13 protein-coding genes and 5 pseudogenes are annotated in these 23,050 nt (G+C 70.7%); 8 read left to right on the top strand and 10 right to left on the bottom strand.

Annotated elements, in window-relative coordinates:
- Nucleotides 1-22 precede the first annotated feature (22 nt).
- Both ACIBW6_RS01255 and ACIBW6_RS01250 read right to left on the bottom strand, forming a co-directional pair.
- Entirely contained in the window at nucleotides 23-1,249 is a 1,227-nt protein-coding gene (locus ACIBW6_RS01255) for a GDSL-type esterase/lipase family protein (protein WP_399055232.1), read from the bottom strand.
- Nucleotides 1,250-1,253: 4 nt separating this feature from the next.
- Complete coding sequence (locus tag ACIBW6_RS01250) at nucleotides 1,254-1,853, bottom strand: TetR/AcrR family transcriptional regulator (protein ID WP_399055230.1); 600 nt, start codon at nucleotides 1,851-1,853, stop codon at nucleotides 1,254-1,256.
- 76 nt (nucleotides 1,854-1,929) lie between these two features.
- Here ACIBW6_RS01250 and ACIBW6_RS01245 point away from each other — a divergent pair, with 76 nt between their 5' ends.
- From ACIBW6_RS01245 to ACIBW6_RS01235, 3 genes and pseudogenes are all read left to right on the top strand, one after another.
- Complete coding sequence (locus ACIBW6_RS01245) at nucleotides 1,930-2,421, top strand: FBP domain-containing protein (protein WP_399055228.1); 492 nt, start codon at nucleotides 1,930-1,932, stop codon at nucleotides 2,419-2,421.
- Between the two features lie 125 nt (nucleotides 2,422-2,546).
- A pseudogene (locus ACIBW6_RS01240) lies at nucleotides 2,547-3,647 on the top strand (polysaccharide lyase family 1 protein); the annotation flags it as partial.
- A 147-nt stretch (nucleotides 3,648-3,794) separates the two neighbouring features.
- Nucleotides 3,795-4,400: a DsbA family protein gene (locus ACIBW6_RS01235; protein ID WP_399055226.1), complete on the top strand. Its 606-nt coding sequence runs from the start codon at nucleotides 3,795-3,797 to the stop codon at nucleotides 4,398-4,400.
- Nucleotides 4,401-4,489: 89 nt separating this feature from the next.
- On the opposite strand, the pseudogene ACIBW6_RS01230 reads toward ACIBW6_RS01235, so the two are convergent.
- Nucleotides 4,490-4,774 (bottom strand): annotated as a pseudogene (locus tag ACIBW6_RS01230) (LysR family transcriptional regulator); the annotation flags it as partial.
- Between the two features lie 81 nt (nucleotides 4,775-4,855).
- Here ACIBW6_RS01230 and ACIBW6_RS01225 point away from each other — a divergent pair.
- The gene (locus ACIBW6_RS01225; protein WP_399056371.1) at nucleotides 4,856-6,772 is read left to right on the top strand and encodes an NAD-binding protein; all 1,917 of its coding nucleotides are present in this window, start codon (nucleotides 4,856-4,858) and stop codon (nucleotides 6,770-6,772) included.
- Nucleotides 6,773-6,845: 73 nt separating this feature from the next.
- Here the strand turns inward: ACIBW6_RS01225 and kdgD are convergent, their stop codons facing one another.
- Nucleotides 6,846-7,766 carry a 5-dehydro-4-deoxyglucarate dehydratase gene (kdgD, locus tag ACIBW6_RS01220; protein WP_399055224.1) on the bottom strand — a complete coding sequence of 307 codons (921 nt, stop codon included), beginning with the start codon at nucleotides 7,764-7,766 and terminating at the stop codon, nucleotides 6,846-6,848.
- A gap of 475 nt (nucleotides 7,767-8,241) precedes the next feature.
- Between kdgD and ACIBW6_RS01215 the strand changes: the two genes are divergently transcribed.
- Entirely contained in the window at nucleotides 8,242-9,579 is a 1,338-nt protein-coding gene (locus ACIBW6_RS01215) for a gluconate:H+ symporter (protein WP_399055222.1), read from the top strand.
- 112 nt (nucleotides 9,580-9,691) lie between these two features.
- On the top strand, nucleotides 9,692-11,026 hold the full coding sequence (locus tag ACIBW6_RS01210; RefSeq protein WP_399055220.1) for an enolase C-terminal domain-like protein: 1,335 nt from the start codon (nucleotides 9,692-9,694) through the stop codon (nucleotides 11,024-11,026).
- Between the two features lie 106 nt (nucleotides 11,027-11,132).
- Here ACIBW6_RS01210 and ACIBW6_RS01205 read toward each other — a convergent pair whose 3' ends face one another.
- The gene (locus ACIBW6_RS01205; protein ID WP_399055218.1) at nucleotides 11,133-11,888 is read right to left on the bottom strand and encodes an esterase/lipase family protein; all 756 of its coding nucleotides are present in this window, start codon (nucleotides 11,886-11,888) and stop codon (nucleotides 11,133-11,135) included.
- A 253-nt stretch (nucleotides 11,889-12,141) separates the two neighbouring features.
- Here ACIBW6_RS01205 and ACIBW6_RS01200 point away from each other — a divergent pair, with 253 nt between their 5' ends.
- On the top strand, nucleotides 12,142-12,918 hold the full coding sequence (locus ACIBW6_RS01200; RefSeq protein WP_399055216.1) for a hypothetical protein: 777 nt from the start codon (nucleotides 12,142-12,144) through the stop codon (nucleotides 12,916-12,918).
- A 77-nt stretch (nucleotides 12,919-12,995) separates the two neighbouring features.
- Here the strand turns inward: ACIBW6_RS01200 and ACIBW6_RS01195 are convergent, their stop codons facing one another.
- From ACIBW6_RS01195 to ACIBW6_RS01175, 5 genes and pseudogenes are all read right to left on the bottom strand, one after another.
- Nucleotides 12,996-13,391 carry an Imm7 family immunity protein gene (locus ACIBW6_RS01195; RefSeq protein WP_399055214.1) on the bottom strand — a complete coding sequence of 132 codons (396 nt, stop codon included), beginning with the start codon at nucleotides 13,389-13,391 and terminating at the stop codon, nucleotides 12,996-12,998.
- A gap of 27 nt (nucleotides 13,392-13,418) precedes the next feature.
- Nucleotides 13,419-13,682, bottom strand: a pseudogene (locus ACIBW6_RS01190) (restriction endonuclease fold toxin); the annotation flags it as partial.
- Nucleotides 13,683-13,733: 51 nt separating this feature from the next.
- Nucleotides 13,734-13,977, bottom strand: a pseudogene (locus ACIBW6_RS01185) (putative T7SS-secreted protein); the annotation flags it as partial.
- Between the two features lie 16 nt (nucleotides 13,978-13,993).
- Nucleotides 13,994-14,635, bottom strand: a pseudogene (locus ACIBW6_RS01180) (hypothetical protein); the annotation flags it as partial.
- A 251-nt stretch (nucleotides 14,636-14,886) separates the two neighbouring features.
- Nucleotides 14,887-15,738 carry a sigma-70 family RNA polymerase sigma factor gene (locus ACIBW6_RS01175; RefSeq protein ID WP_399055212.1) on the bottom strand — a complete coding sequence of 284 codons (852 nt, stop codon included), beginning with the start codon at nucleotides 15,736-15,738 and terminating at the stop codon, nucleotides 14,887-14,889.
- A gap of 996 nt (nucleotides 15,739-16,734) precedes the next feature.
- Here ACIBW6_RS01175 and ACIBW6_RS01170 point away from each other — a divergent pair.
- Nucleotides 16,735-23,019, top strand: coding sequence for a protein kinase (locus ACIBW6_RS01170; RefSeq protein ID WP_399056369.1), 6,285 nt, complete (start codon nucleotides 16,735-16,737; stop codon nucleotides 23,017-23,019).
- Nucleotides 23,020-23,050: the final 31 nt, after the last annotated feature.

Genomic DNA, 23,050 nt, shown 5'->3' with positions numbered 1-23,050 from the left:
GCTCATATGCTAACCCGCCCGCTCAGCGGCGCTCCGGCGCCCCCGCCCCAGCTCCGGAGGGTCGGCGCCCGGCCCCGGCGAACGGACCGCCGGCGCCGAAGGCGAGGTCGGCGAAGCGGTCGCCGATCCGCCGGTGGGCGGCCGCGTCGGGGTGGATGTCGTCGGGCAGCGGCAGCTCGGCGGCGTCGGCCTCGCCGTACAGCTCGCGGCCGTCGAGGTGGTGCAGGTGCGGGTCGTCGGTGGCGCGCCGGGCCACGATCCGGGCCAGCTCGGCGCGGACGACGTTCAGGGTGAGCTTGCCCTGGGCGCGCTCGGCGGGGTCGCCCATGGCGCGGAACTTGAGCTGACCGGTGTCGGCGAGCAGTTGCATGTCGGGGGCGGCGGGGCCCGGGGTGTCCTCGTGGATGGGGCACAGGATCGGCGAGACGACGAGCAGCGGCGTGCCCGGGTGCCCCTCCCTGATGGTGTCGAGGAAGCCGTGCACCGCCGGGCCGAAGAGCCGCAGCCGCATGCCGTCGTAGTTGACGAGGTTGATCCCGATCTTGACGCTGATCAGGTCGGCGGGGGTGTCGCGGATGGCGCGCGCGGTGAAGGGGTCCAGCATGGCGCTGCCGCCGAACCCGAGGTTGATCAGGTCGGCGCCGCCCAGGGCCGCGGCGCGGGCGGGCCAGATGGCGGTGGGGCTCGCGGCGTTCGAGCCGTGGCTGATGGAGCTGCCGTGGTGCAGCCAGACCGGGCGGCCGTGGTTCGCGGCGGGCTCGACGGGCGCGTCGGTGCGCAGCGCGAGCAGCTCGGTGGTCTCGTCGTGCGGGAGCCAGATCTCGATGTCCTTCATGGTGTCCGGCAGATCGGCGAAGCGCAGGGTGCCGGGCGGGCCCGGGGTGCGCTCGAAGCCGCCGGTGGCCATGTCGATGGTCAGGGTGTCGCCGCCGGTCACACTCCCCTGCCGGACGAGCCGCCCGTCGACCAGCAGGTCGTACGTCCCGTCCGGGGTGCCCGGCAGGCCCGCGTAGGCGCGCTTGGTCGGCAGGGTGTCGAGCTCGATGACGCGCGCGCGGGTGCGCAGCGCGAGCCGTACGCCGGAGGGCTGGGCCTCCACCATGGCGAGCTGCCCGTCGGTGTTCTGGGCGCGGGCCCGGGCGGGCAGCCGGTGCGGGAGCAGGCCGCGCTCGGTGCGCTCGACTTCAAGGGCGCCGCGCAGCAGCTCGGGGGTGAGCGGCGTGGTGATCCAGGGGTGTTCGGTGGTCATGACCTCAGCCTGTCGATCGATCGGTGGGCGGCGCGCTCTGCCCCGGCCAGTTCCGCAACAGCGCGTCCAGCACTTCCAGCGTGCGGGCCCACGTCTCGCCCGAGTCGGGGGCGCTGTGGCTGAAGCCGCCGCTCAGCTCCAGGCTCACGTAGCCGTGGAAGACGCTGCCGAGGAGGCGGACGGCGTGGGTCTGGTCCGGTTCGGTCAGGTCGTAGCCGCGCAGCAGGGCGCGCGTCATCCGGGAGTGCCGGGGCCCGTCACTGGCGAGCGCCGACTCGGGGTCGAGGCGGAACTGGGTCGCGGCGTACCGGCCCGGGTGCTCGCGGGCGTAGTCCCGGTACACGTTCCCCAGCGCCGTCAGGGCGTCCTTGCCGGACCGTCCGGCCAGCGCCTCGGCGGCCCGGTCGGCCAGCTCGGCCAGGGCGACCAGGGCGATCCGGGTCTTGAGGTCGTGCGAGTTCTTGACGTGCGAGTACAGGCTCGCGACCTTGACGTCGAACCGGCGGGCCAGCGCCGAGACGGTGACGTGCTCGAAGCCCACCTCGTCGGCCAGCTCCGCACCCGCCCGCGCCAGGCGCTCCGCGTTCAGTCCCACTCGCACCATCACCGTATGACCTCCCAGTCGACCCGTAACCATTATGCATTTGCCTAAAACCTTTAGGCAAATTAGCCTCACCGTTATGAGGCCACTGACCGAGCGGGACATCCGTTCCTCTTTCGTGAACTGCACCAAGGGCGAGGCGACGCGGATGAACGTGCCGCGCGATCTGGCCGAGCGCCCCTGGGACGACCTGGACTTCTTCGGCTGGCGGGACCCTCAGGCCCCCGACCGCGCGTATCTGGTGGCCGAGGTCGACGGGCGCCTCCAGGGCGTCGTGCTGCGCTCCTCGCACTCCGCCGCCTCGCAGACCCGGCGCAGCATGTGTTCGATGTGCGTGACCACCCACACCGGCGGCGTCTCCCTGATGGTCGCCCCCAAGGCGGGCAAGGCCGGCAAGCAGGGCAACTCCGTAGGCGCGTACATGTGCAGCGACCTCGCCTGCTCCCTGTACGTGCGGGGCAAGAAGGACGCAGGGCAGGGTTCGCGGCTGCACGAGACGCTCACGACCGAGGAGAAGGTCGAGCGGACCCTGGCGAACGTCGCGACGTTCCTGGCGAAGGTCACCGCGTGACGCACTGACCCGGCAACCCCGCGCGCCGCCGCGACCACTAGGTCGTGTCCGCGGGGACTCCGCGGACCCGGCCCGGGGCTGGACCAGCCCCCGCCGGTACGCGACGACGAGCTGGGGAGACCAGGATGAGACGACCCATGGCGCTGCGCCTGTCCGCGACACTGACCGCGGGGGCCCTCGCCGCCGGACTCGGTGCGGCGCTGTCGGTGCCGCAGGCGTCCGCGGCCGCCGCGGCGGCCACCGGCTACGCGAGCCAGAACGGCGGGACGACGGGCGGCGCGGGCGGGCAGACCGTCCGCGCCACCACGGGCACCCAGATCCACCAGGCCCTGTGCGGGCGGGCCGCCGACGACACCCCGATCACGATCCAGGTCGAGGGCACGATCAACCACGGCAACACGGCCAAGGTCTCCGGCGACAGCTGCAACACCGCCGCCGGGGTGATCGAGCTGAAGCAGATCGCGAACGTCACGCTCGTCGGCGTCGGCAGCGGCGCCGTCTTCGACCAACTGGGCATCCACATCCGCGAGTCGCACAACATCGTCATCCAGAACGTGACGGTCAGGAACGTCAAGAAGTCCGGCTCCCCCACCTCCAACGGCGGCGACGCCATCGGCATGGAGAAGGACGTCCGCAACGTCTGGGTGGACCACGTCTCCCTGGCGGCTTCCGGCGGCGAGTCCGAGGGCTTCGACGGCCTCTTCGACATGAAGAACAACACCCAGTACGTGACCCTGTCGTACAGCACGCTGCGCAACTCCGGCCGCGGCGGCCTGATCGGCTCCAGCGAGAGCGACCTGTCCAACGGCAACGTCACCTTCCACCACAACCTGTACGAGAACCTCGACTCGCGCGCGCCCCTGCTGCGCGGCGGCACGGCGCACATCTACAACAACGCGTACGTGCACCTGAACGAGTCCGGCATCAACTCCCGCGCCGGCGCCAGGGCCAAGGTCGAGAACAACCACTTCAAGGACTCCAAGGACGTCCTGGGCACCTTCTACACCGACGCCAAGGGGACCTGGCAGACCAGCGGCAACGTCCTGGACAACGTGACGTGGTCCGAGGCCGGGGACGAGAACTACCCGGCGGGCCCCGAGATGAAGTCCACGACCAGCGTCTCGATCCCGTACGCCTACACGCTCGACAAGGCGAGCTGCGTGCCGTCGATCGTCGCCAGGACGGCGGGCGCCGGGAAGGGGCTCCAGGTGTCGGACGGCAGCTGCTGAGGCAGGGCGGGCCTGCTCCGGCTCCGCAGCCTCGCGCCCCGGCGGCCGCCGGGGCGCGAGGCGCGGCCGCCTCCAGGGTGGCCCAATGCGCGCAGCGCGGATTGGCCCGGGATCGCGGGCCATCGGCTGCCTAGGTTGGAGCCCATGACCACGACCCGCGTCGACTACTACTTCGACCCCGCGTGCCCGTTCGCCTGGATCACCTCCCGCTGGATCCTGGAGGTGGAACCCCTGCGCGACCTCGATGTCCGCTTCCACGTCATGAGCCTTTACCTGCACAACGACGGCAACGAACTGCCCGACTGGTACCGCGATCTCGTCGACCGCTCGCTGGGCCTGGTCCGCGTCGCCGTCGCGGCGGAGCGGCACTCCCCCGGCGTGCTGCGCGAGCTCTACACCGCCCTGGGCACCCGCATCCACCGGGACGGCCAGGACGACTTCGACGCGGTCGCCGCCGCCGCGCTGGCCCAGCTCGGGCTGCCCGCGGAGCTGGCGGACGCGGCCGGTTCCGCCGACCACGACGACGCGTTGCGGCGCAGCCACGACGCGGGCCGGGACCCGGCCTCGGACGGCTACGTCGGCACGCCCACCCTGCACATCGACGGCACCGCCTTCTTCGGCCCTGTCCTCAACAGCATTCCGCGGGGCGAGGAGGCGGCCCGGCTCTTCGACGCCGTGCGCACCCTCGCCGGGCACCCGGACTTCTTCGAGTTCAAGCGGGAGCGGACCGGCGGCCTGCGCTTCGACTGACCGCCGCGGGGCCGGGCCGGGCCAGGGAGCCGGCCCGGCGGGATGCGGCGCGGCGGGATGCGGCGCGGCGGGATGCGGCGCGGCGGCCCTCAGGCCAGCCAGTCGGTGGAGCGGGTGGTGGCGAGGTGCGCGCTCTTGTCGGTGAGCACATCGCCCTCCACGGCGGCGAACATCCCCGCCGTGGGGTCGGTGACGACAGTGCGCGGGTCGCCCTTGCGGGACAGGGTGAACCGGTCCAGCTCGTCGAGGGTGAAGACCTCAGGGCCTCCGATGTTGCGGACGCCGTCGAGCGGGGAGCCCGTGGCGACCTCCGCCACCGCGGCGGCCACGTCCTTGGCGGCGATCGCGCCGCGGGGCCGCCGGACGGTCCGTGCTGGACGCCGCCGCCGCGAACCCGCACCATGTCCCCCGTGTCACTTCCCCGCCAGGCCCCCCACCCCGCCCTGCCCGGTCACATGATCGTCTGTGGTGACGACGCCCTGGCCGAACGGCTCGCCGCCGAACTGCGCGGCCTGTACCGCACCCAGGTCACCATCGTCGTCCCGGCCGTACGCCCCGCCGCCGAGGAGCGGCCGGGCACCGGCGGCCGGATCCGCGCCGCCGCGCTGATCACCCGGGTGCAGGCCGCCATGAACCGGGCCGCCCCGGCCGCCGCCGACTCGCTCGCCGGCACCGCCCCGCGGGTCATGGAGGCGCCGGTGCTCGACGAGGAGACGCTCACCGAGGCGGGCGTGGCGCGGGCCGACGCGCTGGCCCTCGTCCACGACGACGACGAGACCAACATCCGTGCCGCCCTCGCCGCCCGCCGCCTCAACCCGCGGCTGCGCCTCGTGATCCGCCTCTACGACCGCAGGCTCGGCCAGCACCTCGCCCAACTCCTCGACCAGGCCGCCGCGTTGGCGCAGCCGGGGCTCGACCCCGACGCGCTCGACACCTCCACCACCGTGCTGTCCGACGCGGACACCGCCGCGCCCGCCCTCGCCGCCACCGCCGTCGCGGGCACCAGCAAGGTCGTCCAGGCCGACGGGCTGCTGCTGCGAGCGGCGGAGCGCACGCCGCCGGGCCTCGGCGAGGTCGCCGACCCGGGTCTGTGCACGCTCGCCCTGCTGTCCGCCACGTACAACGACCCGGCGGGGGCGGAGGGTTCGGACGCGTCGGGGCAGGAAGGGCCCCTGCTGCTGCCGGACGACGCCACCGTCACCGCGGCGACCGGCCGGGGCACGGTTGTCCTGGACACGGTCACGCCCGCGGGGCCGCGCACCCCGCCCCAGCGTCTCGTCGGCCGCGGCCTGCCCCTGCGCTCGCTCTTCTCGCGCCGCCTGCGCTGGTCGCTCGCCGGTCTCGTGCTCTGCGTCCTCGGGCTCGCCCTCGCCACCTGGGCCACGACCGAGCGGCACCCGCTGGGCGCCGCGTACCTCACCCTGCTCGACCTCTTCGCCATCGACGACCCCGCGCTCGGCGAGCCGCTCGCCCGCCAGATCCTGCAACTGCTCACCGGCCTCGCCGGGTTGCTGCTCCTGCCCGTCCTGCTCGCCGCGGCCCTGGAGGCGTTCGGCACCTTCCGCACCGCCTCCGCGCTGCGCCGCCCGCCGCGCGGCCTGTCCGGGCACGTCGTCCTGCTCGGGCTCGGCAAGATCGGCAGCCGCGTCCTGGCCCGGCTGCACGAACTCGGCATCCCCGTGGTGTGCGTCGAGGAGAATCCGGACGCCCGCGGCATCCCGCTCGCCCGCCGCCTGCGGGTGCCGACCCTCATCGGCGACGTACGCGACGAAGGCGTCCTGGAAGCCGCCAAGATCCACCGCGCGCACGCCCTGCTGGCCCTCACCAGCCACGACACCACGAACCTGGAAGCCGCGCTGTACGCGCGCTCCATCAAGCCGGACCTGCGGGTCTCGCTGCGCCTGTTCGACGACGCGTTCGCCACCGCCGTCTACCGCACCCTGCGCGCCGCCCACCCGCGCGCCCTGACCCGCAGCCGCAGCGTCACCACGCTGGCCGCGCCCTCGTTCGCCGGGGCGATGATGGGGCGGCAGATCCTGGGGGCGATCCCCGTCGAACGCAAGGTGCTGCTGTTCGCCGCCCTGGACGTCGCCGGGCACCCGCAGTTGGAGGGGCGTACCGTCGCCGAGACGTTCCGGCCGGGCGCCTGGCGGGTGCTCGCCATCGACTCGTCGGCGCCGGGCGAGCGCAGGCCCGACCTCGCGGCGTCCCGGGAGGAGGACGCCCCCGCCACGTCCACGGGCCTGGTCTGGAACCTCCATCCGGGCTATGTGCTGCGCCCCAGCGACCGCGTCGTCCTCGCCGCCACCCGCCACGGCCTGGCCGAACTGCTCGCGCCGACACCGCGCACCGGCTCGGGCGCCCCGAGGTGAGCGTGGGGACACCGCTCGGAGCAGGCCGCCCGGGTGCACACCCGCTGCGTGGTGCGGTGTCCGGGCGCGCGGCTCAGGCGCCGGACACGCCAGCGACGAGGGCCGACAGCGTCTCGCGCTCGGGGGCGGTCAGGTCGGTGAGCGGCGGCCGGACCGGTCCGGCGTCGTGGCCGGTCACGGTGAGCCCCGCCTTGACGATGCTGACCGCGTAGCCCGCCCGCCGGTCACGGAGTTCGGTGTAGGGCAGGACGAAGTCCGAGAGCATCGCGGTGACATCGGCCTGGCGCTGCTCGCGCACGGCCGCGTAGAAGGCCAGGGCGAACTCCGGCAGGAAGTTGAAGATGGCCGACGAGTACGTCGTCACGCCCAGCTGGAGATAGGGCAGGGCGTAGGTCTCCGCGGTGGGCAGGCCGCCGATGTAGGTGAGCCGGTCGCCGAGGCGGGCGTGGATGCGGGTGACGGTGTCGATGTCGCCGACGCCGTCCTTGTACCCGATCAGGTTGGGGCAGCTCTCCGCGAGGCGGGCGACGGTGTCGGCGCCGTAGACGGCGTTGGCGCGGCTGTAGATGACGACGCCGAGGGAGGTGGCGCGGCAGACCGCCTCGACGTGCTGGGCGAGGCCTTCCTGACTCGCTTCGGTGAGGTAGGGCGGGAAGAGCAGGATGCCGTCGGCGCCGGCGCGTTCGGCCGCGGCGGCGAACTCGACCGCGGTGGCGGTGCCGTAACCCGCCGGGGCGAGGATCGGGGTGGCCTCGGGGGCGCTGTCGGCCGCCGCGGTGACGACCCGCTCGACCTCGGTGGGCGTGAGGGAGAAGAACTCGCCCGTGCCGCCCGCGGCGAAGAGGCCGCCGACGTCGTACTTGGAGAGCCGGGCGACGTGTTCGCGGTAGGCCTCCTCGTCGAAGGACAGGTCGGCGCGGAAGTGGGTCACCGGGAAGGACAGCAGGCCGGAGCCGATCCGGCGGCCGAGTTCTGCGGGAGAGAAGGACGTCATCGCGGCACTCCTGGGAGTCGGGTGGGGCGGGGGCGGTGCGGACGGTGGTGCGGTGCGGCGGGGTTCTGGCCTGCCGCCCGTGCCGGGCCGGGCGGAGGTAACGGCGTCGCGGCCGTCGGCGGGCCGCCGTCCCGCATGAGCGACGCTACGGACGTCGACGATTCACGTCCAACACCAGTTTTGGATTCGGTGATACCCGAAGCGCATCAATGTGGCCGCTTGCGGCGCCTCTTACTCCTCGGCGACGGACCGAGGCGGGTGGACGTCATACCGGCAAGGTATGACAGCCAACAAAATTCGACTTAGACGTGCATCGCAACCCTCTCTACGGTCAACTCAGCCACCCGTTCCGCGGTTCGGCCCGCCCGCGGCGCAGCGCCGTAGGGCCCCGCGCGCCGCCCCGGGCCGCGCGCCCCACCGCCGGGTCCCGGCCCAGGGCCGGCTGCTCCGGTCCACAGTTCAAAGGGGAGCTGACATGCCACTCGTCGTCGTCGGGATCAGTGTTCTGGTTCTGCTGTTGCTCATGACCAGGCTGAAACTGAACGGCTTCGCGGCCCTGTTGCTCGTGGCGGTCGGCGTCGCCGTCGTGCAGGGCATCCCGGTGGCGGACATCTCGGACGTCCTCGCGGAGGGCATCGGCGGCCAGATCGGCGACACCATGCTCACCATCGGGCTCGGCGCGATGGTCGGCCGCGTGATGGGCGACTCCGGCGCGGCCCAGCGGATAGCCGGCAGGCTCCTCGACGCCTTCGGACCCCGCGGGGTCCAGGTCGCCATGGTGGTCACGTCGATGCTCATCGGCGTCACCATGTTCTACGAGGTCGCCTTCATCATCATCGTGCCGATCGCCTTCACCCTGGTCCGGGTCACCGGCGCGAAGCTGCTGTGGGTCGGGCTGCCGATGTCGATCGCTCTCTCCACGATGCACAGCTTCCTGCCGCCGCACCCCGGCCCCACCGCCGTCGCCGCGACGTTCCACGCCTCCGTCGGACTGACCCTGTTCTACGGCCTGTTCATCGCGATCCCGGTCGGCGCGTTCATCGCGCTGCTGTGGCCGCGGCTGCCCTTCGTGAAGGCGATGGACCCCGCCATCCCCGCCGGCCTGGTGACCGAACGCGAGTTCACCGACGAGGAGATGCCGGGCCTCGGCTGGTCGCTGTCGGTGGCGCTCTTCCCCGTCGTGCTCATCGCCGGTGCCGCGGTGGTCGACATGACGGTCTCCGGCGAGAGCCCCCTCCTGCACACCGTCGCGTTCCTCGGCTCGGCGCCGATCGCGCTGCTGCTGACGCTGCTCGTGGCGGTCTGGGCGTTCGGCCCGCGGATCGGCCGCAGTCTCGCCGACGTCACCTCCTCGTGCACCTCCGCGGCCCAGGCCATGGCGATGATCCTGCTGGTCATCGGCGCGGGCGGCGCCTTCAAGAACGTCCTCGTCGAAGGCGGCACCGCCGACTACATCAAGGACGTCACCCACTCCTGGTCCATCTCGCCCCTCGTCCTGGCCTGGCTCATCGCGGTGATCCTGCGGGTCGCCCTCGGGTCGGCCACCGTCGCCGTCGTCACCGCCTCCGGAGTGGTGCTCCCGCTGCTCGCCGGCAGCGGCGTCAGCCCCGAGATGATGGTGCTCGCCGTCTCCTGCGGCTCGATCGCCTTCTCCCACGTGAACGACCCCGGGTTCTGGCTGTTCAAGGAGTACTTCAACCTCTCGGTCACCCAGGCGATCAAGGTCCGTACCACCTACACCACGGTCCTCGCCGTCCTCGGACTCGGCGGCGTCCTCATCGGCGAGTGGGCGATCACTACGCTCGGACTCTGACACCCGCCCCGGCGCCCCGCACCCCTGCCCCCTGCCCCTCTGCCCCTTCACCCCTTCGCCCGCCCTCCGCATCCGCCCGCCCGCACGCCGCCAGAAGGAAACCGACCGGATCATGCGTACGAACCAGCCCACCGTCACCGCGCTCGCCGTCTACCCCGTGGCGGGCCGCGACTGCATGGAACTGAACCTCTCCGGCGCCCACGGCCCCTACTTCACCCGCAACATCGTGGTCCTGACCGACTCCGAGGGCCGCACCGGCCTCGGCGAGGTGCCCGGCGGCGAGAAGATCACCCAAACCCTGCGGGACGCCGAGTCCCTCGTGGTCGGCGCGAAGGTGGGCGACTACCAGCGCGTCCTGCGCGAGATACAGCACCGCTTCGCCGACCGCGACTCCGGCGGCCGCGGTGCGCAGACCTTCGACCTGCGCACCACCGTGCACGCCGTCACCGCCGTCGAGTCGGCGCTCCTGGACCTGCTCGGCCAGCACCTCGACGTGCCGGTCGCCGCCCTGCTCGGCGACGGCCAGCAGCGCGACACCGTCCGCGTACTGGGCTACCTCTTCTACGTCGGCGACCCGGACCGTACGGACCTGGAGTACGTCCGGGCCCCGGACGCGGCCGTCGACTGGTACCGCATCCGCCACGAGGAGGCCCTCACCCCCGAGGCGATCGTCCGCCAGGCCGAGGCCACGTACGATCTGTACGGGTTCCGGGACTTCAAGCTCAAGGGCGGGGTGCTGGCGGGCGAGGAGGAGGTCAAGGCGGTCCGCGCGCTCAAGGAGCGCTTCCCGCAGGCCCGCGTCACCCTTGACCCCAACGGCGCCTGGTCGCTCGCCGAGGCCGTCGAACTCTGCGCGCCGCTGACCGGGACCCTCGCCTACGCGGAGGACCCGTGCGGGGCCGAGGGCGGCTACTCCGGGCGCGAGGTGCTCGCCGAGTTCCGCCGCGCCACCGGCCTGCCCACGGCGACCAACATGATCGCCACCGACTGGCGCCAGCTCACCCACGCCCTCGCGCTCCAGTCTGTCTCCATCCCCCTCGCCGACCCGCACTTCTGGACCATGCGGGGTTCGGTGCGGGTGGCCCAGCTGTGCAACGCGATGGGGCTGACCTGGGGCTGCCACTCCAACAACCACTTCGACATCTCCCTGGCCATGGTCACCCACTGCGGAGCCGCGGCCCCCGGCGACTACAACGCCCTGGACACGCACTGGATCTGGCAGGAGGGCCTGGAACAGCTCACGGTGGCCCCGCCGCGCATCGTCGACGGCGAGATCGCCGTCCCCGACGCCCCCGGCCTCGGCATCCAGCTCGACATGGACCGCCTCCTCGCCGCCCACGACCTCTACCGCACCAAGGCCCTGGACGCCCGCGACGACGCGGCGGGCATGCGGTACCTGGTGCCGGGGTGGGAGTTCGACGCGAAGCGGCCTTGTCTGGTGCGGTAGAGCTGGAACGCGTGCCACGGGCCCGCTCCCGGAAATCAGACCGCACTTCCAGGAGCGGGCGCACCCCCGTCGGGCCGGTGGTCGGGAAGGGTGAACGGCCTGTCGGTCAGGAGGCCACGAAGCGGGCGATCTGACCGAGGACGACGGCGTCCGTCAGGTACCCGATGTGGGTCTGGCAGGCCACGTTGTTGTTGGTCGCCCCGGTGAGCCGGGTGCTCGTGTAGGGGATGATGATGCCGTCGCACGCCGAGTACCAGGTGGCGTACTTGGTGGAGCCGGGCGTCTCGTCGCCGGCGGAGATCTGGGCGATGAACGACGAGCCCGGGTACATCTGCTGGCAGGTCGTGTAGACCAGGCACGCGCCGGCGTACGTGGTGCCGTGGTTGGCGCCGGCGATCGAGGCGAGGTGGCTGACGCTGCTGTTGCCGCCCAGCACCTTCAGGTAGTACTGGCTGACCAGCCCGCCCATCGAGTGGTTGACGATTGCGACCTTGCTCGCGCCGGTCCGCGCCTTCACGGTGTTGACGTAACTGGCGAGTCCCTGCGCGTTGGTGACGTTGTTGCCGTACGAGTTGTACTCGTAGGCGAAGAGGTTGGAGCTGGACCAGCCGTTGGCCCGGAACACGCTCATGGCGGTGACCCAGTTCGAGGCGTTGCCGGTGTAGCCGTGGACGAAGACGACCGGGGTGCTGGTGGACAGCGGCTGCGCGGCGGTCGCCTCCGCGGCCGTGGTCCGCGCGGCGGCGACCGGGGCGTCGGCGGCACCGGCCGTCGTGGCCGAGGAGAAGAGCGTGAGCGCGACGGCACCGGCGGCGAGCACGCCGAACAACCGGCGCGGGGAGCGACGCGGGGTGAATCCCATGGGGGCCTCCTGGCGGGGGGTGCGGGTACGTGGTCCGACCAGGGTGATGCGGTGCGGCTCTGCGGCCATCGGCGAAATCACCAGTGCGGGAGGGGAGTTGCGGTAGGAAGACGCGCCCACCGCACTCCCGACACCAAACACGGTCGCTGCACCGACATCGTGGTCCCGTCCGAGTCTCGGGGCGTCGACTGTCACCACCAGCTGTCGGTGCGTTCGTCAAAGCAGTACTTCCCGGCGGTTCATGTGCGGCAGGATGATCGGTGTGGATGTGGGAGGGCTGGGCGCCTTGCTGGGAAGCGTCGCCACTTATGCATCGTTTCCAGTGCTGGTGTACATCGCGATTCGCGGCGAGCGGGCTGCGCGCGAGGCGCTGCGGGCCCAGACCGCAATGGATCGCGGCGCGCGGGGAGTGATCGCCTGCCACGAGCTGGCGACGTCCGCCCACGCCTTCGCCGAGGTGGTCAGAAAGCTGCCGTCCCTCGAAGCCGGAGCGCGCGCGTCCGCGCTGGATGAAGCCTTCGGCGCGGTACGGACAGCCTCCGACTCGGTGCGATTCTGGTGCTCGCCCGGCACAGCGGCAGCCGGTGAGGAGCTGTTCCGGTGCGCTGTGCGGACGGAACGCCAGGCGCTGCGCAGAGCTGTCATGCGCTCAGCACTGTCCGCGCTGGAGGAGCACTGGTGTCCAGGTCTCGACGGTGACTGCGATGGCAACGCAGAGACCTGCACCGTCTCACGCCACTGGTGCGCTTTCCGATCATGCGAGTTGTTGGAGAGTTGGGGTGAGATGGACGACTGGGCCAGGTTCGACGTGCGGGCGGAGTTGGAAGAGATCCTTTCCGAGGTCCGCGCGTTGTCCGACGACCACCTCGCCGAATTGCGCAACGTGCTCAATTGGGGGACCGACTGGCGCAACCTCATCGCGCGCGAAGCTCATGGGGAGCGACAGCTGAGAGACGCGACCGCCGCTTTCCTCGAAGCGAGCCGCCCGATCCCGACATCTGAGAGGGACCGGGTGCGTTCGGCGCCGTAGAGCGGCCTGGCCTGTCCACCCAGGCGGGACTGCGGCCACCCCGCCCACCGCTGCCGATCCACGTCACACCGCCACAGTCAGTCCTCGATGAGCGGCCGGGTCGGTGACAGAAATGGGTCAAGTCGCATCGTCACCTCGCCGCGAGCCAGTACCCGCACCCTGAACGCGCTGGGCCCCGGCGGCACAGGAAGGTCGTCCGAGCGCTCGTACAAAAGACCCCATGCACCGGGAAAGCGCTCCGCGATGAAGATGACCAGAGTGTCGAGTTCCTCGGCCTCGTCGCGCCTGCGGTTGGCCAGTCCGTCCACACGCACGAACCACTCCCCGTTGTGGGCACGCAGAGCTGCCTCTCCTGTGGACCAGTCGATCGCCTCGATCCTCGCTCGCAGTGCGGCGAGGCCCTCGTCCAGAGTTCCGGTATCGGCTTCCTCCGGTGACTCCGCGATGCCGAACCAGCCGTGAAACTCGTACATGATCCTCTTTCGCTTCCTTCCGGCCCGTCACAAGGGGCTGATGTCGATGACGGGCTCGATGCCATAGCGCCGACCGTAGTCCTTGAGCTTGTTGAGAACCTCCGGAGTCGGTTCGCCCTCGAAGTGGAAATACGGGGTGCGACCGGACTCTATCGCCCGTTCGAACGTCGCCTTGGCCTGGTTGCGGAAGGCGCTGCCCATCTGCATTCCCTCGGGCTTCGTCTGGGCCACGTAGTCGTCGCTGATCGCGTCGAACTCCCGGCCCGTCGGGTCGTTCTCGAACTTCATCCGAGATTCTCCGCCCAGCTTTTCGGCGAGCTTGTCGGCTGCCGCGTCCGGTTTCTTGGATTTGTCCTCGGTCTGCCCGAGGTCCATCTCGTCGACTTCCGCGCCCATGCGGTTGGCCACCGAACGCGATTTCTCACGCACCCAGTCGGCGCCTGATTCTCAACCGATTTCGTCGAACCGGTCAGCCGGTCCACTTGCCAGCATCCTCCACACGGTTGCCGGCCCATTCGACGCCCTCCTCGACCGCGTGCTCGACCGAGTCCGGCGTGATGTCCCTGACCACATCGCCGATGCCCACGACTAGTTTGTCCGTCACCGTCGCCCTGCTGTGCCCGCCTCGCCCGTTCTTCGGGTGATGGCCCGAAGGTGTCGTCCACGGCCTCGTCGAACTGTTTCTGGTCTACGCCGAGCAGGTCGTTGAGCATGTCGGACTGCATGCCGCCCTTGCCCTCGGTCAGCAGCGACCGCCCGGTGTCCTTCCACGTCTGCAACGCCTCGTCCCCCGCGTTCTCAAAGGATTTCCCGCTGTAGTCGGGATCGAGCCAGTCAGGTGTGGCCACGTCTCCCCAGCTCTGTCTGGCGAGTTCTTCCTCCGTCGCGTCCGGGTTGCCGCCCGCAAGAGCGTTCAGGCCGTACTTGAAGGTGGTCTCGACGTACCTGTCCTCCTCCCACACCAGTCCGGCCGCGAGGCCTAACTTCGCCGCGATCGTGTTGGCGTCCTGGATCAGGGCGCGCACGCCCCACTCCCAGCGCTCGCAAGCGTCCTCGAAGTCCACGGACAGACCGTGATGACCGGCCTCCATGCCGGTCATCGCCAGTTGTGAGAACTCCTTGCCCATGACGGATCCGGTGGCATCACCCACCTCGCCCAGCACACCGATGGCCGCGCCCAGCCCGGTGGTGATGCGACGAACGCTGTCCGGGTCGACGTGCAGATCCGCGGCGTCACCGGCCATCAGCTCGCCCCGCCGCGTTGTCGGGCTCCATGTCCACCGCAGCGGACTCCGGCACGATCCCGAGGACAGGCGGGAAGAGCATGGCACCGTCCTCATCGGCTACGTCGACAGCGATTCCGGCTCCGCCATGGCGGGCACGACTTCATCGAGCAAGCGGGCCCCGAGCAACTCCGTGTACTCGCGGCTTGTCGCGTATCTCCTCGCGTACGCGCGAACCGGGCGAGCGCCTCCTCACAAGTGAACGCGAAGATCTATCGCACCCCACCCAGGTGCCCCGTCCGCAGTCCGCCGTCGTCGAGCGGGACCAGTAGCACCGCGCGTCGCAACTCCCCGACCATCTTGCGCGGGTCTCCTGCCCCGCTCCTGCACTCGGCGATGCGCTCGGCGAGTGCCGTCCCTGCTCTGTGGCCCACCACAACCTCCGCATGCACGTGCGTCAGCAGGCCACCATCCAGCACCGTAGGACAACACGCAGTCATGCCGCATCTAGTTGCACCGTCATGAAGCTTCAGGGGTGTACGCGTGGAACTTGGGTGCCCCGTCGGACCGCGGCCAAGGTGGCTCTTCAACCGCTGACAGCGGGGCCGCCCGACGGTCGCGCGAGGGTGGGCCGCTGAATGGCTTGAAAGCCGGTACGGATGGATTGAGACCGGCTTCGGTGTCCGCCGCCGTGCTTCGGCATCTCGAAGTCGACTGGTGCCGCAGGCTCCCCTCCCCGGGCCGATCAGGGTGCGTTCGGCGTTCGCCACCTTCCGTGCCTGCTCGTGCATGTGCACGGGGACACGGATGAGGGTTCCCTTGTCGGCGATCGATCGGGTGATCGCCTGACGAATCCACCACGTTGCGTACGTCGAGAACTTGCCCCCCTTGGAGGCGTCGAACTTCACGACGGCCCTCATCAGCCCCAGCATGCCGTGCTGGATCAGATCCTCGTAGTCGAGTCCCTGCCCCTGGTAGGGCTGGGCCACCTTGTGCACCAGCCGATGGTTGTGGAGGAGCAGACAATGCTGGGCACGGACCCTGGTGTGGTTGCGCTCCTGGCTCGCCACTTCCTTCGCGCCCGGCTCCTGCCCGATGAGATGGGGACCGCCGCGCACCAGCACGGCGAGGCCAACCTCTTCCTCGGCCTTCAGCAGGATGCCGCCGTAGCCTTTTTGAAACGGTCCTCGTCGATGACGGCGTACGCGGCCGATACCGCGGCACCGAGGGTGTCACCAGGCCGCACCGGCTCCACCGGGGCGGACGCGGCAGAGACCGGGACCGTCCCTGCGGGAACGGGGACGTCATCGGGCTTCGCCTTTCGCATGGCGGCGGTAACGGCAGGAGCGGCCACCGTGTTCGTGACGGGGGCGGCACTGGATTCGTTCGCCCGTGTGCCGACCATGTGCTCGGGCCGCGCACTCTGCGCCGCGACGCCCGTCGCTCCCCCGTCCCGTAGCCGCACCGCGCGCCGCAATTCCGCCGTCTCTCGCGGAGTGAGGCCGCACAGCCGGGGCCACCCCGTCCAGCGCACGCGCCGTCACATACCCCGCTGTGTCCTGATAGCGCGCGAGCGGATCCCCCACCACGGCGTCCCCCTAGGCCACCGTTTCCCCCGCGCACACATTTACTTCACTTCCCTGTACAACCTTGCGCCCGACCGGAGGGTCGTCTTCGATATGCACCACTCTCTGCCGGACTGGCAGCCCCATCTTCTTCAGCTCCGCACGGAGCCGGGCCTGCTCCCGTCCATCGAGCCCCAGCACACGCACCTGGGCTCGGAAAGCCGCTTCCGGCACCACCCCTCCGACCGCCGAGCGCCGCAGCTCGGCGGGGAGTTTCGCCATCGCCTGCAAGCCTTCCGGTGCACCACGCACTCACCCCTCTCCTCGCGTTGGTCCGAGCGCCGCAACTACCCCTTCGTCCGCAGTGTCACCTTCAGCACTGAGACTATGTTGACGTCGTCAACGGAAGTAAACGTCTAGCTTGGGCTAGATCGGTGTACACTCGCTGCGAGATACTCACCTTCGACCACAACGCACGCGAGACGGGGAGCAGCAGTGAGCCTTGAGCAGGTCGGTGGACGGTTCCGGATCACCGGCGACCTCGGCCGGGGCAACATGGGCGAGGTACACCGGGCCGTGGACGAACAGGCCACACCTGGTTCGGCGCACCGCGAGGTGGCGGTGAAGACGGTGCTGCGCAACCGCACCGGCCTGATGGTCGACACGGCGGAGAGCAACAAGGAGACGCAGCGCTTCCACCGCGAGGTGAAGATCATGCGCATGCTCTCGCAGGGGCACCCCAACCTCACCCACTTGATCGCCGGTGGCGTCGATGCCGGACCGGGCGCCAGCGGCCTCCCCTATCTGGCGATGGAGCTGCTCGACGGTCACACCCTGGGACTGCTGATGGACGAGGAGCCGCAGCTCCCGGTCTCCTGGGTCGCGGCGATCGGCGCGCAGATCGCGTCCGGTCTGGCCGCCGCGCACACAGCGGGCGTCGTCCACCGCGACCTGAAGCCGGCCAACGCGATGCTGCTGCGCGACGGCACCGTGAAGATCCTCGACTTCGGCATGGGTTCGATCGTCGACGACCCCGACCAGACGCGGCTGACCAGCACCGGAGTGAGCGTCGGCACGGCCCGCTACATGGCGCCGGAGCAGTTCCGCGCCGAACCGGTCTCCGCCGCGGCCGATCTCTACGCACTCGGCTGTGTCCTCTACGAAATGCTGATCGGCCGTCCCCCGTTCTCCGCACGAACCGCCTACGAGTTGTCGGTGCAGCACCAGTACGACCCGCCGCCGCGGCTGACCATCGTCCGGCCCGATCTGCCGCCGGCCCTTGTCCGGCTGGTCTCCCGGCTCCTGGAGAAGGAGGCGGAGAACCGGCCGGAGAACGCGACGCTGGTCCGCGAGGCGCTGATCCCGCACGCGCTCGCCACCGACCCGACGGTCGACCTGCTCGCCCCGGAGTGGACGGCGATGGACCCGGTGGCCCGGCTCCGTACCGAGATCGCCCGGCCCGCCCCCGTGCAGCCGACCCCGGTGCCACGCCGTGCGCCCCGCCTCCCGGAGACCATGGACGTCTTCGGCATCCATGCGCAACTGATCCACGAGTATGAGAACTTCACCCGCAGCGCCACCGTCATCCGCGACGCCCGGATCGAGAACTTCATCGACGACGATCTGGCCTCGAAGTCGCAGTGGCCCGATCCCTGGCTCTCACTGAACCCGTTCTTCGCCGACGGCGGCCAAGTAACCGATCTGGTCCGGGACGGAATACTGCATCCCCGCTGTGCCGAGATCTTCCAGGCCGGCAAGAAGGAGGACGCCCGTCGCCCTGACGGCCGGCCGCTCACCTTCCACCGCCATCAGCGCGAAGCGGTCGAGGCCGCGCAGGCGGGCGACTCGTACGTACTCACCACCGGCACGGGTTCGGGCAAGTCGCTCTCCTACATCGTGCCGATCGTGGACCGGGTGTTGAAGGAACGCGACGCGGCCGGGCCTGGGGCCCCTCGCCGGGTACGGGCGATCGTCGTCTACCCGATGAACGCGCTGGCAAATTCGCAGCTGAAGGAGCTGGAGAAGTACCTGCGGCACGGCTTCGGTGAGGGGCGTGAGCCGGTGACCTTCGCCCGGTACACGGGTCAGGAGGACGAGGAGCGGCGCAAGGAACTGCGCAAGAGCCCTCCGGACATCCTGCTCACCAACTACGTGATGCTGGAGCTGATGCTCACCCGGCCGGACGACCGCGACGGTCTGATCCGCAACGCCCAAGGTCTGCAGTTCCTCGTCTTCGACGAGCTGCACACCTACCGAGGTCGTCAGGGCGCCGATGTCGCGCTGCTGATCCGCCGGGTCCGCGAGGCTTGCCGCGCAGCGGAGACTCTGCAGTGCATCGGCACCTCGGCGACCATGTCCACCGAAGGCACGTGGGAGGACCAGCGGCGGGAGGTCGCCCGGGTCGCGGGCCGGCTCTTCGGCACCACGGTGCTCCCCACCCGGGTGATCGGCGAGACGCTGGTACGGGCCACCGGCCAGGCGCCGGAAGCGGTGCCCGCCGAGCGGCTGCGGATGCCCGCGGCGCCCCGCGCCTACGAGGCGCTCTCCCAGGACCCCCTCGCGCGCTGGGTGGAGTCCCGGTTCGGGCTTGAGGAGGAGCCGGTCACCGGGCGGCTGCGTCGCTGCGCACCGTGGACGATCGAGTCGGCCGCCGAGGAACTGGCCGCGGAGTCCGGCGTCCCCGCCGAGCAGGTCCGGGCGGCGATCCGCGCCACCCTGGAGGCCGGTTCGCAGGCGAAGCACCCGGTGACCGAGCGGCCCCTCTTCGCCTTCCGGCTGCACCAGTTCCTCTCCAAGGGCGACACCGTGTACACGACCCTGGAGAACCCGCTCACCCGCCCACTGACCCGCACCTTCCAGTTGGAGAAGCCGGGCAGCGGAGGCATGCCGCTGTACCCGCTGGCTTTCTGCCGTGAGTGCGGCCAGGAGTACCTCACCGTGTGGCGTGCCGAGGGCCGCGACGGTGTGTTCCGCTACGAACCACGGCGCGACACCTCGGCCTCCGGCGGGCGCAAGGGCGAGGGGTATCTGTACGTCGGCGTGCCGGGCGAGGACTACGTGTGGCCCGCCGATCCGCAGCGGGCCGTGGACGACCGGCGGCTGCCGGAATCCTGGCTGGAGCCGGACGCGAACGGTTCGACGGTGGTGAAGAAGACCTACCGGGAGCGGGTGCCCAAGCACGTCGTCGTGGACCCCCTCGGAGCGGAGAGCGGCGAGGGCCTGGAGGCGGCGTTCGTCCCGGCGCCCTTCCTGTTCTGTGTGCACTGCCAGGTGTCGTACGAGCAGACCCGCGGCCGCGACTTCGCCAAACTGGCGACGCTCGACCAGGAGGGCCGCTCCTCGGCCACGTCCCTGATCTCGGCCTCCATCCTCAAGTCGCTGCGCGCGGTGCCGGAGAAGAGCCTGGACAAGGAGGCCCGCAAGCTCCTCACCTTCGTCGACAACCGTCAGGACGCCTCGCTGCAGGCCGGCCACTTCAATGACTTCGCGCAGGTCACTCAGTTGCGCGGGGCGCTGTACGCGGCAGCGGTGCGCGCCGGTGAGGAGGGGTTGCGCCACGACGACCTGACGCTGGCGGTGACGGAGGTGATGGGGCTTTCGCCGCGCGAGTACACCGGTGTCGCCGACCAGCCGCCGTCCATGGAGCGCCGGGCGACGAAGACCTTCCGGGACGTCGTGGGCTACCGCCTGTACCGCGATCTGGAGCGCGGCTGGCGGATCACGATGCCCAACCTGGAGCAGACGGGTCTGTTGCGCATCGACTACGAGGACCTGGACTGGGTGGCCGCCCGCGCCGAGCGCTGGGAGCGGGCGCATCCGGTGCTCCGTGAAATCGACGCGGAGCTGCGTGACGAGATCGCCCGCACCCTACTGGACTATCTGCGCCGGGGCCTCGCCATCGATGTGCAGTACTTCCGGGACGACTTCGACGCGCTCAAGGGTGCCAGCGAGGAGCGGCTGACCGGGCCCTGGGTGCTCGGCGACAGTGACAAGCCGAATGTCGGTACGGCCTACCCGCACGGTTCCCGGCCCGGCATGGAGCGCACCGCTCTGTTCCTCTCACCGCGCGGGAAGTTCGGCAAGTACCTGCGTCGGAACGTGCCCGCGCTGCGCGACGCGCACCTGGATGACGTGCAGGGGGTGATCGAGGACCTGCTCACCGTGCTCCGCGACGCCGATCTGGTGCGTGAGGTGGAGGCGACACCGGAGCAGTCGGGGCCGGGATTCCGTCGTCGTGCGACGGAGAAGCGCAAGGGGTACCGGGTGTCGGCCGCCGCGGTGGTGTGGCGGGCGGGAACCGGTGAGACGGGCGCGATCGATCCCCTGACCCGCACCTACAGTCACGGCGAGGGGCCGCGCGTCAACCCCTTCTTCCGCGACCTGTACCGCGACGCGGCGGCCGAGCTGTCGGGGCTCTTCGCCCGCGAGCACACCGCGCAGGTCCCGCCGGAGGACCGGCTGCTGCGCGAGGAGGAGTTCCGCACGGCCGACCTGCCGCTGCTGTACTGCTCGCCGACGATGGAGCTGGGGGTCGACATCTCCTCGCTCAACGCGGTGATGATGCGCAACGTGCCACCGACTCCGGCGAATTACGCGCAGCGTTCCGGCCGTGCGGGCCGTTCGGGACAGCCCGCGCTGGTGACTACGTACTGTGCGACGGGCAACAGCCACGACCAGCACTACTTCCGCCACTCAAAAGCGATGGTCTCCGGCCAGGTCTCGCCGCCCCGCCTCGATCTGGCCAACGAGGACCTGGTCCGCTCTCACATTCAGGGCATCTGGCTGGCGGAGACCGGGATGAAGCTCGGTACGGCCGTTCCGGACGTCGTCGATGTGGCCTACGACCCGCAGAGCGAGGACCGGCCCGATCCACGGATGGCGCTGCCGCTGCACACGCACATCCGTGACAAGTCGCTCGACGAGGAGGCCCGGCGCCGCGCGGTCGCCGCCGCGCATGCCGTGCTGACCCCCCTGCTCTCCGACTTCCAGGACACCACCTGGTGGTACGACGAGTGGATCGAGGACTGTATCGAGCAGGCCCCGGCCAAGTTCGACGCGTCCTTCGACCGCTGGCGTGACCTGTTCCGGGCCGCCGTCCTCGACCAGTACGAGCAGAACAAGCGCGTGGTGGACCACACTCTCAGCCAGGGCGAGCAGGGCCGCGCCCGCACTCGCCGTCGGGAGGCCGAGACGCAGACCAATCTGCTGCTCAACCGCTCCACCGACAGCAAGTCGGTGATGAGCGACTTCAATCCGTACCGCTATCTGGCCTCCGAGGGCTTCCTGCCCGGCTACAGCTTCCCGCGCCTGCCGCTGGCCGCCTACATCCCGCGCTCGGGCAACCGGCGCAACGCCGACGGCGACTATCTGCAGCGACCGCGGTTCCTGGCGATCCGCGAGTTCGGTCCGGGTGAGCTGATCTACCACGAGGGCGCCCGCTACCAGGTGACCCGGATCCAGCTGCCGCCGGACGCCTCCGGCGACCTGGCGACGGCGGAGGCGCGCCGCTGCGACTCCTGCGGCTACCACCACCCGGTCCGCCCTGGCCTCGACCGCTGCGCGATGTGCGGGACGGAACTGACCGAGAAGCGCACCGGCCTGATCCATCTGCACACCGTGTACACCACGCCGCGCGAGCGGATCTCCTCCGACGAGGAGGAGAGGCGCCGGGCCGGTTTCCGCCTGGAGACCTCGTACGCCTTCCAGGACCACGGGGTCCGCAAGGGCCGCCTCACCTCGCAGGTGACGGACGCCGAGGGCGCCGCCGTCCTCGCTCTCGACTACGGTGACTCGGCGACGGTCCGGATCACCAACCTGGGCCGGGTCCGCGACAAGGAGGACGTGCAGGACGGCTACTGGCTGGACCTGGGAGACGGCCGCTGGCTCAACGACCGGGCTGCGGCGGACGCCGTGGAGGGCACCGGAATGCCGGTGGTCGACGAGGACGGCAACGAGAAGCGCCGCAAGAAGCGGGTCCTGCCGTACGTGGAGGACCGGCGGAACATTCTGGTGGCGACGCTGGACGAGCCGCTGCCGGAGCCGGTCGCGTTCTCCGTCCTGTATGCCCTGGAGCGGGGCATCGAGGCGGCCTTCGAGCTGGAGGACTCCGAGTTGACGGCCGAGCTCCTGCCGCCGCCCGAGGGTCCGCGCCGCCGGTTGCTCTTCACCGAGGCCGCGGAGGGCGGAGCCGGTGTGCTGCGCAGGCTGCGGCAGGAGCGCAAGGCGCTGGCGAAGGCGGCCCGCACCGCCCTGGAGATCTGCCACTTCGACCCGGACGCCGGCGACGACCTGGGCGGCCCCGAGGGCGGCGAGGAGTGCGCCCGCGGCTGCTACGCCTGCCTTCTGACGTACGGCAACCAGACCCACCACCGCCAGTTGAGCCGCCATGCGGCCCGCCCCGTGCTGCTGCGCCTCGCGGACTCGCTCACCGAACGCGAGGACCGGGGCGAGTCGCGAAGCGAGCAGTTCCGCCGACTGGCGCCGTTCGCCGGGACCGGGACCGAAGTCCCCGCCGTCCCCACTCCGCTGGAGGCCGACCTCGGTGCCCTGATCGCGTCGGGTGATCTCCTCGGGTGGCTGAAGGCCAAGGGCTACCGGCTGCCGGACGAGGTCGACGTCCTGGTGCCGAACGCCGCCGCCAAGCCGGATCTGGTGTTCCGTATGGACGGCGCCAATCTCGCGGTCTTCGTCGACCTTCCCGGCCAGACCGCCGACTCCACCCGGGACCGCGACGCCGGCGACCGACTGGAGGAGGTCGGCTGGGACGTCCTGCGCTTCGAGGCGGGCTCCGACTGGGACGCCGTCGCGGACGACAACGCGATGTATTTCCGGACGCGTTGACCCCGCGTACGTTCTCCATCACGACGATTCC

It is taken from the genome of Streptomyces sp. NPDC049813, from assembly GCF_044465085.1.
Classification (GTDB): domain Bacteria; phylum Actinomycetota; class Actinomycetes; order Streptomycetales; family Streptomycetaceae; genus Streptomyces.
Note: the sequence above shows the minus strand (reverse complement) of the source record. Positions and strands in the feature narration are given on the sequence as shown.

Excerpts from the sequence above, each read along its gene's own strand:
- ACIBW6_RS01215 (WP_399055222.1), top strand. The coding sequence starts at position 8,242 with ATGCCACTCGTCGTCGTCGGGATCAGTGTTCTGGTTCTGCTGTTGCTC.
- kdgD (WP_399055224.1), bottom strand. The coding sequence starts at position 7,766 with ATGACGTCCTTCTCTCCCGCAGAACTCGGCCGCCGGATCGGCTCCGGC.
- ACIBW6_RS01255 (WP_399055232.1), bottom strand. The coding sequence starts at position 1,249 with ATGACCACCGAACACCCCTGGATCACCACGCCGCTCACCCCCGAGCTG.
- ACIBW6_RS01250 (WP_399055230.1), bottom strand. The coding sequence starts at position 1,853 with ATGGTGCGAGTGGGACTGAACGCGGAGCGCCTGGCGCGGGCGGGTGCG.
- ACIBW6_RS01225 (WP_399056371.1), top strand. The coding sequence starts at position 4,856 with ATGATCGTCTGTGGTGACGACGCCCTGGCCGAACGGCTCGCCGCCGAA.
- ACIBW6_RS01195 (WP_399055214.1), bottom strand. The coding sequence starts at position 13,391 with ATGTACGAGTTTCACGGCTGGTTCGGCATCGCGGAGTCACCGGAGGAA.
- ACIBW6_RS01245 (WP_399055228.1), top strand. The coding sequence starts at position 1,930 with ATGAGGCCACTGACCGAGCGGGACATCCGTTCCTCTTTCGTGAACTGC.
- ACIBW6_RS01235 (WP_399055226.1), top strand. The coding sequence starts at position 3,795 with ATGACCACGACCCGCGTCGACTACTACTTCGACCCCGCGTGCCCGTTC.
- ACIBW6_RS01205 (WP_399055218.1), bottom strand. The coding sequence starts at position 11,888 with ATGGGATTCACCCCGCGTCGCTCCCCGCGCCGGTTGTTCGGCGTGCTC.
- ACIBW6_RS01170 (WP_399056369.1), top strand. The coding sequence starts at position 16,735 with ATGGGCGAGGTACACCGGGCCGTGGACGAACAGGCCACACCTGGTTCG.
- ACIBW6_RS01210 (WP_399055220.1), top strand. The coding sequence starts at position 9,692 with ATGCGTACGAACCAGCCCACCGTCACCGCGCTCGCCGTCTACCCCGTG.
- ACIBW6_RS01200 (WP_399055216.1), top strand. The coding sequence starts at position 12,142 with ATGATCGGTGTGGATGTGGGAGGGCTGGGCGCCTTGCTGGGAAGCGTC.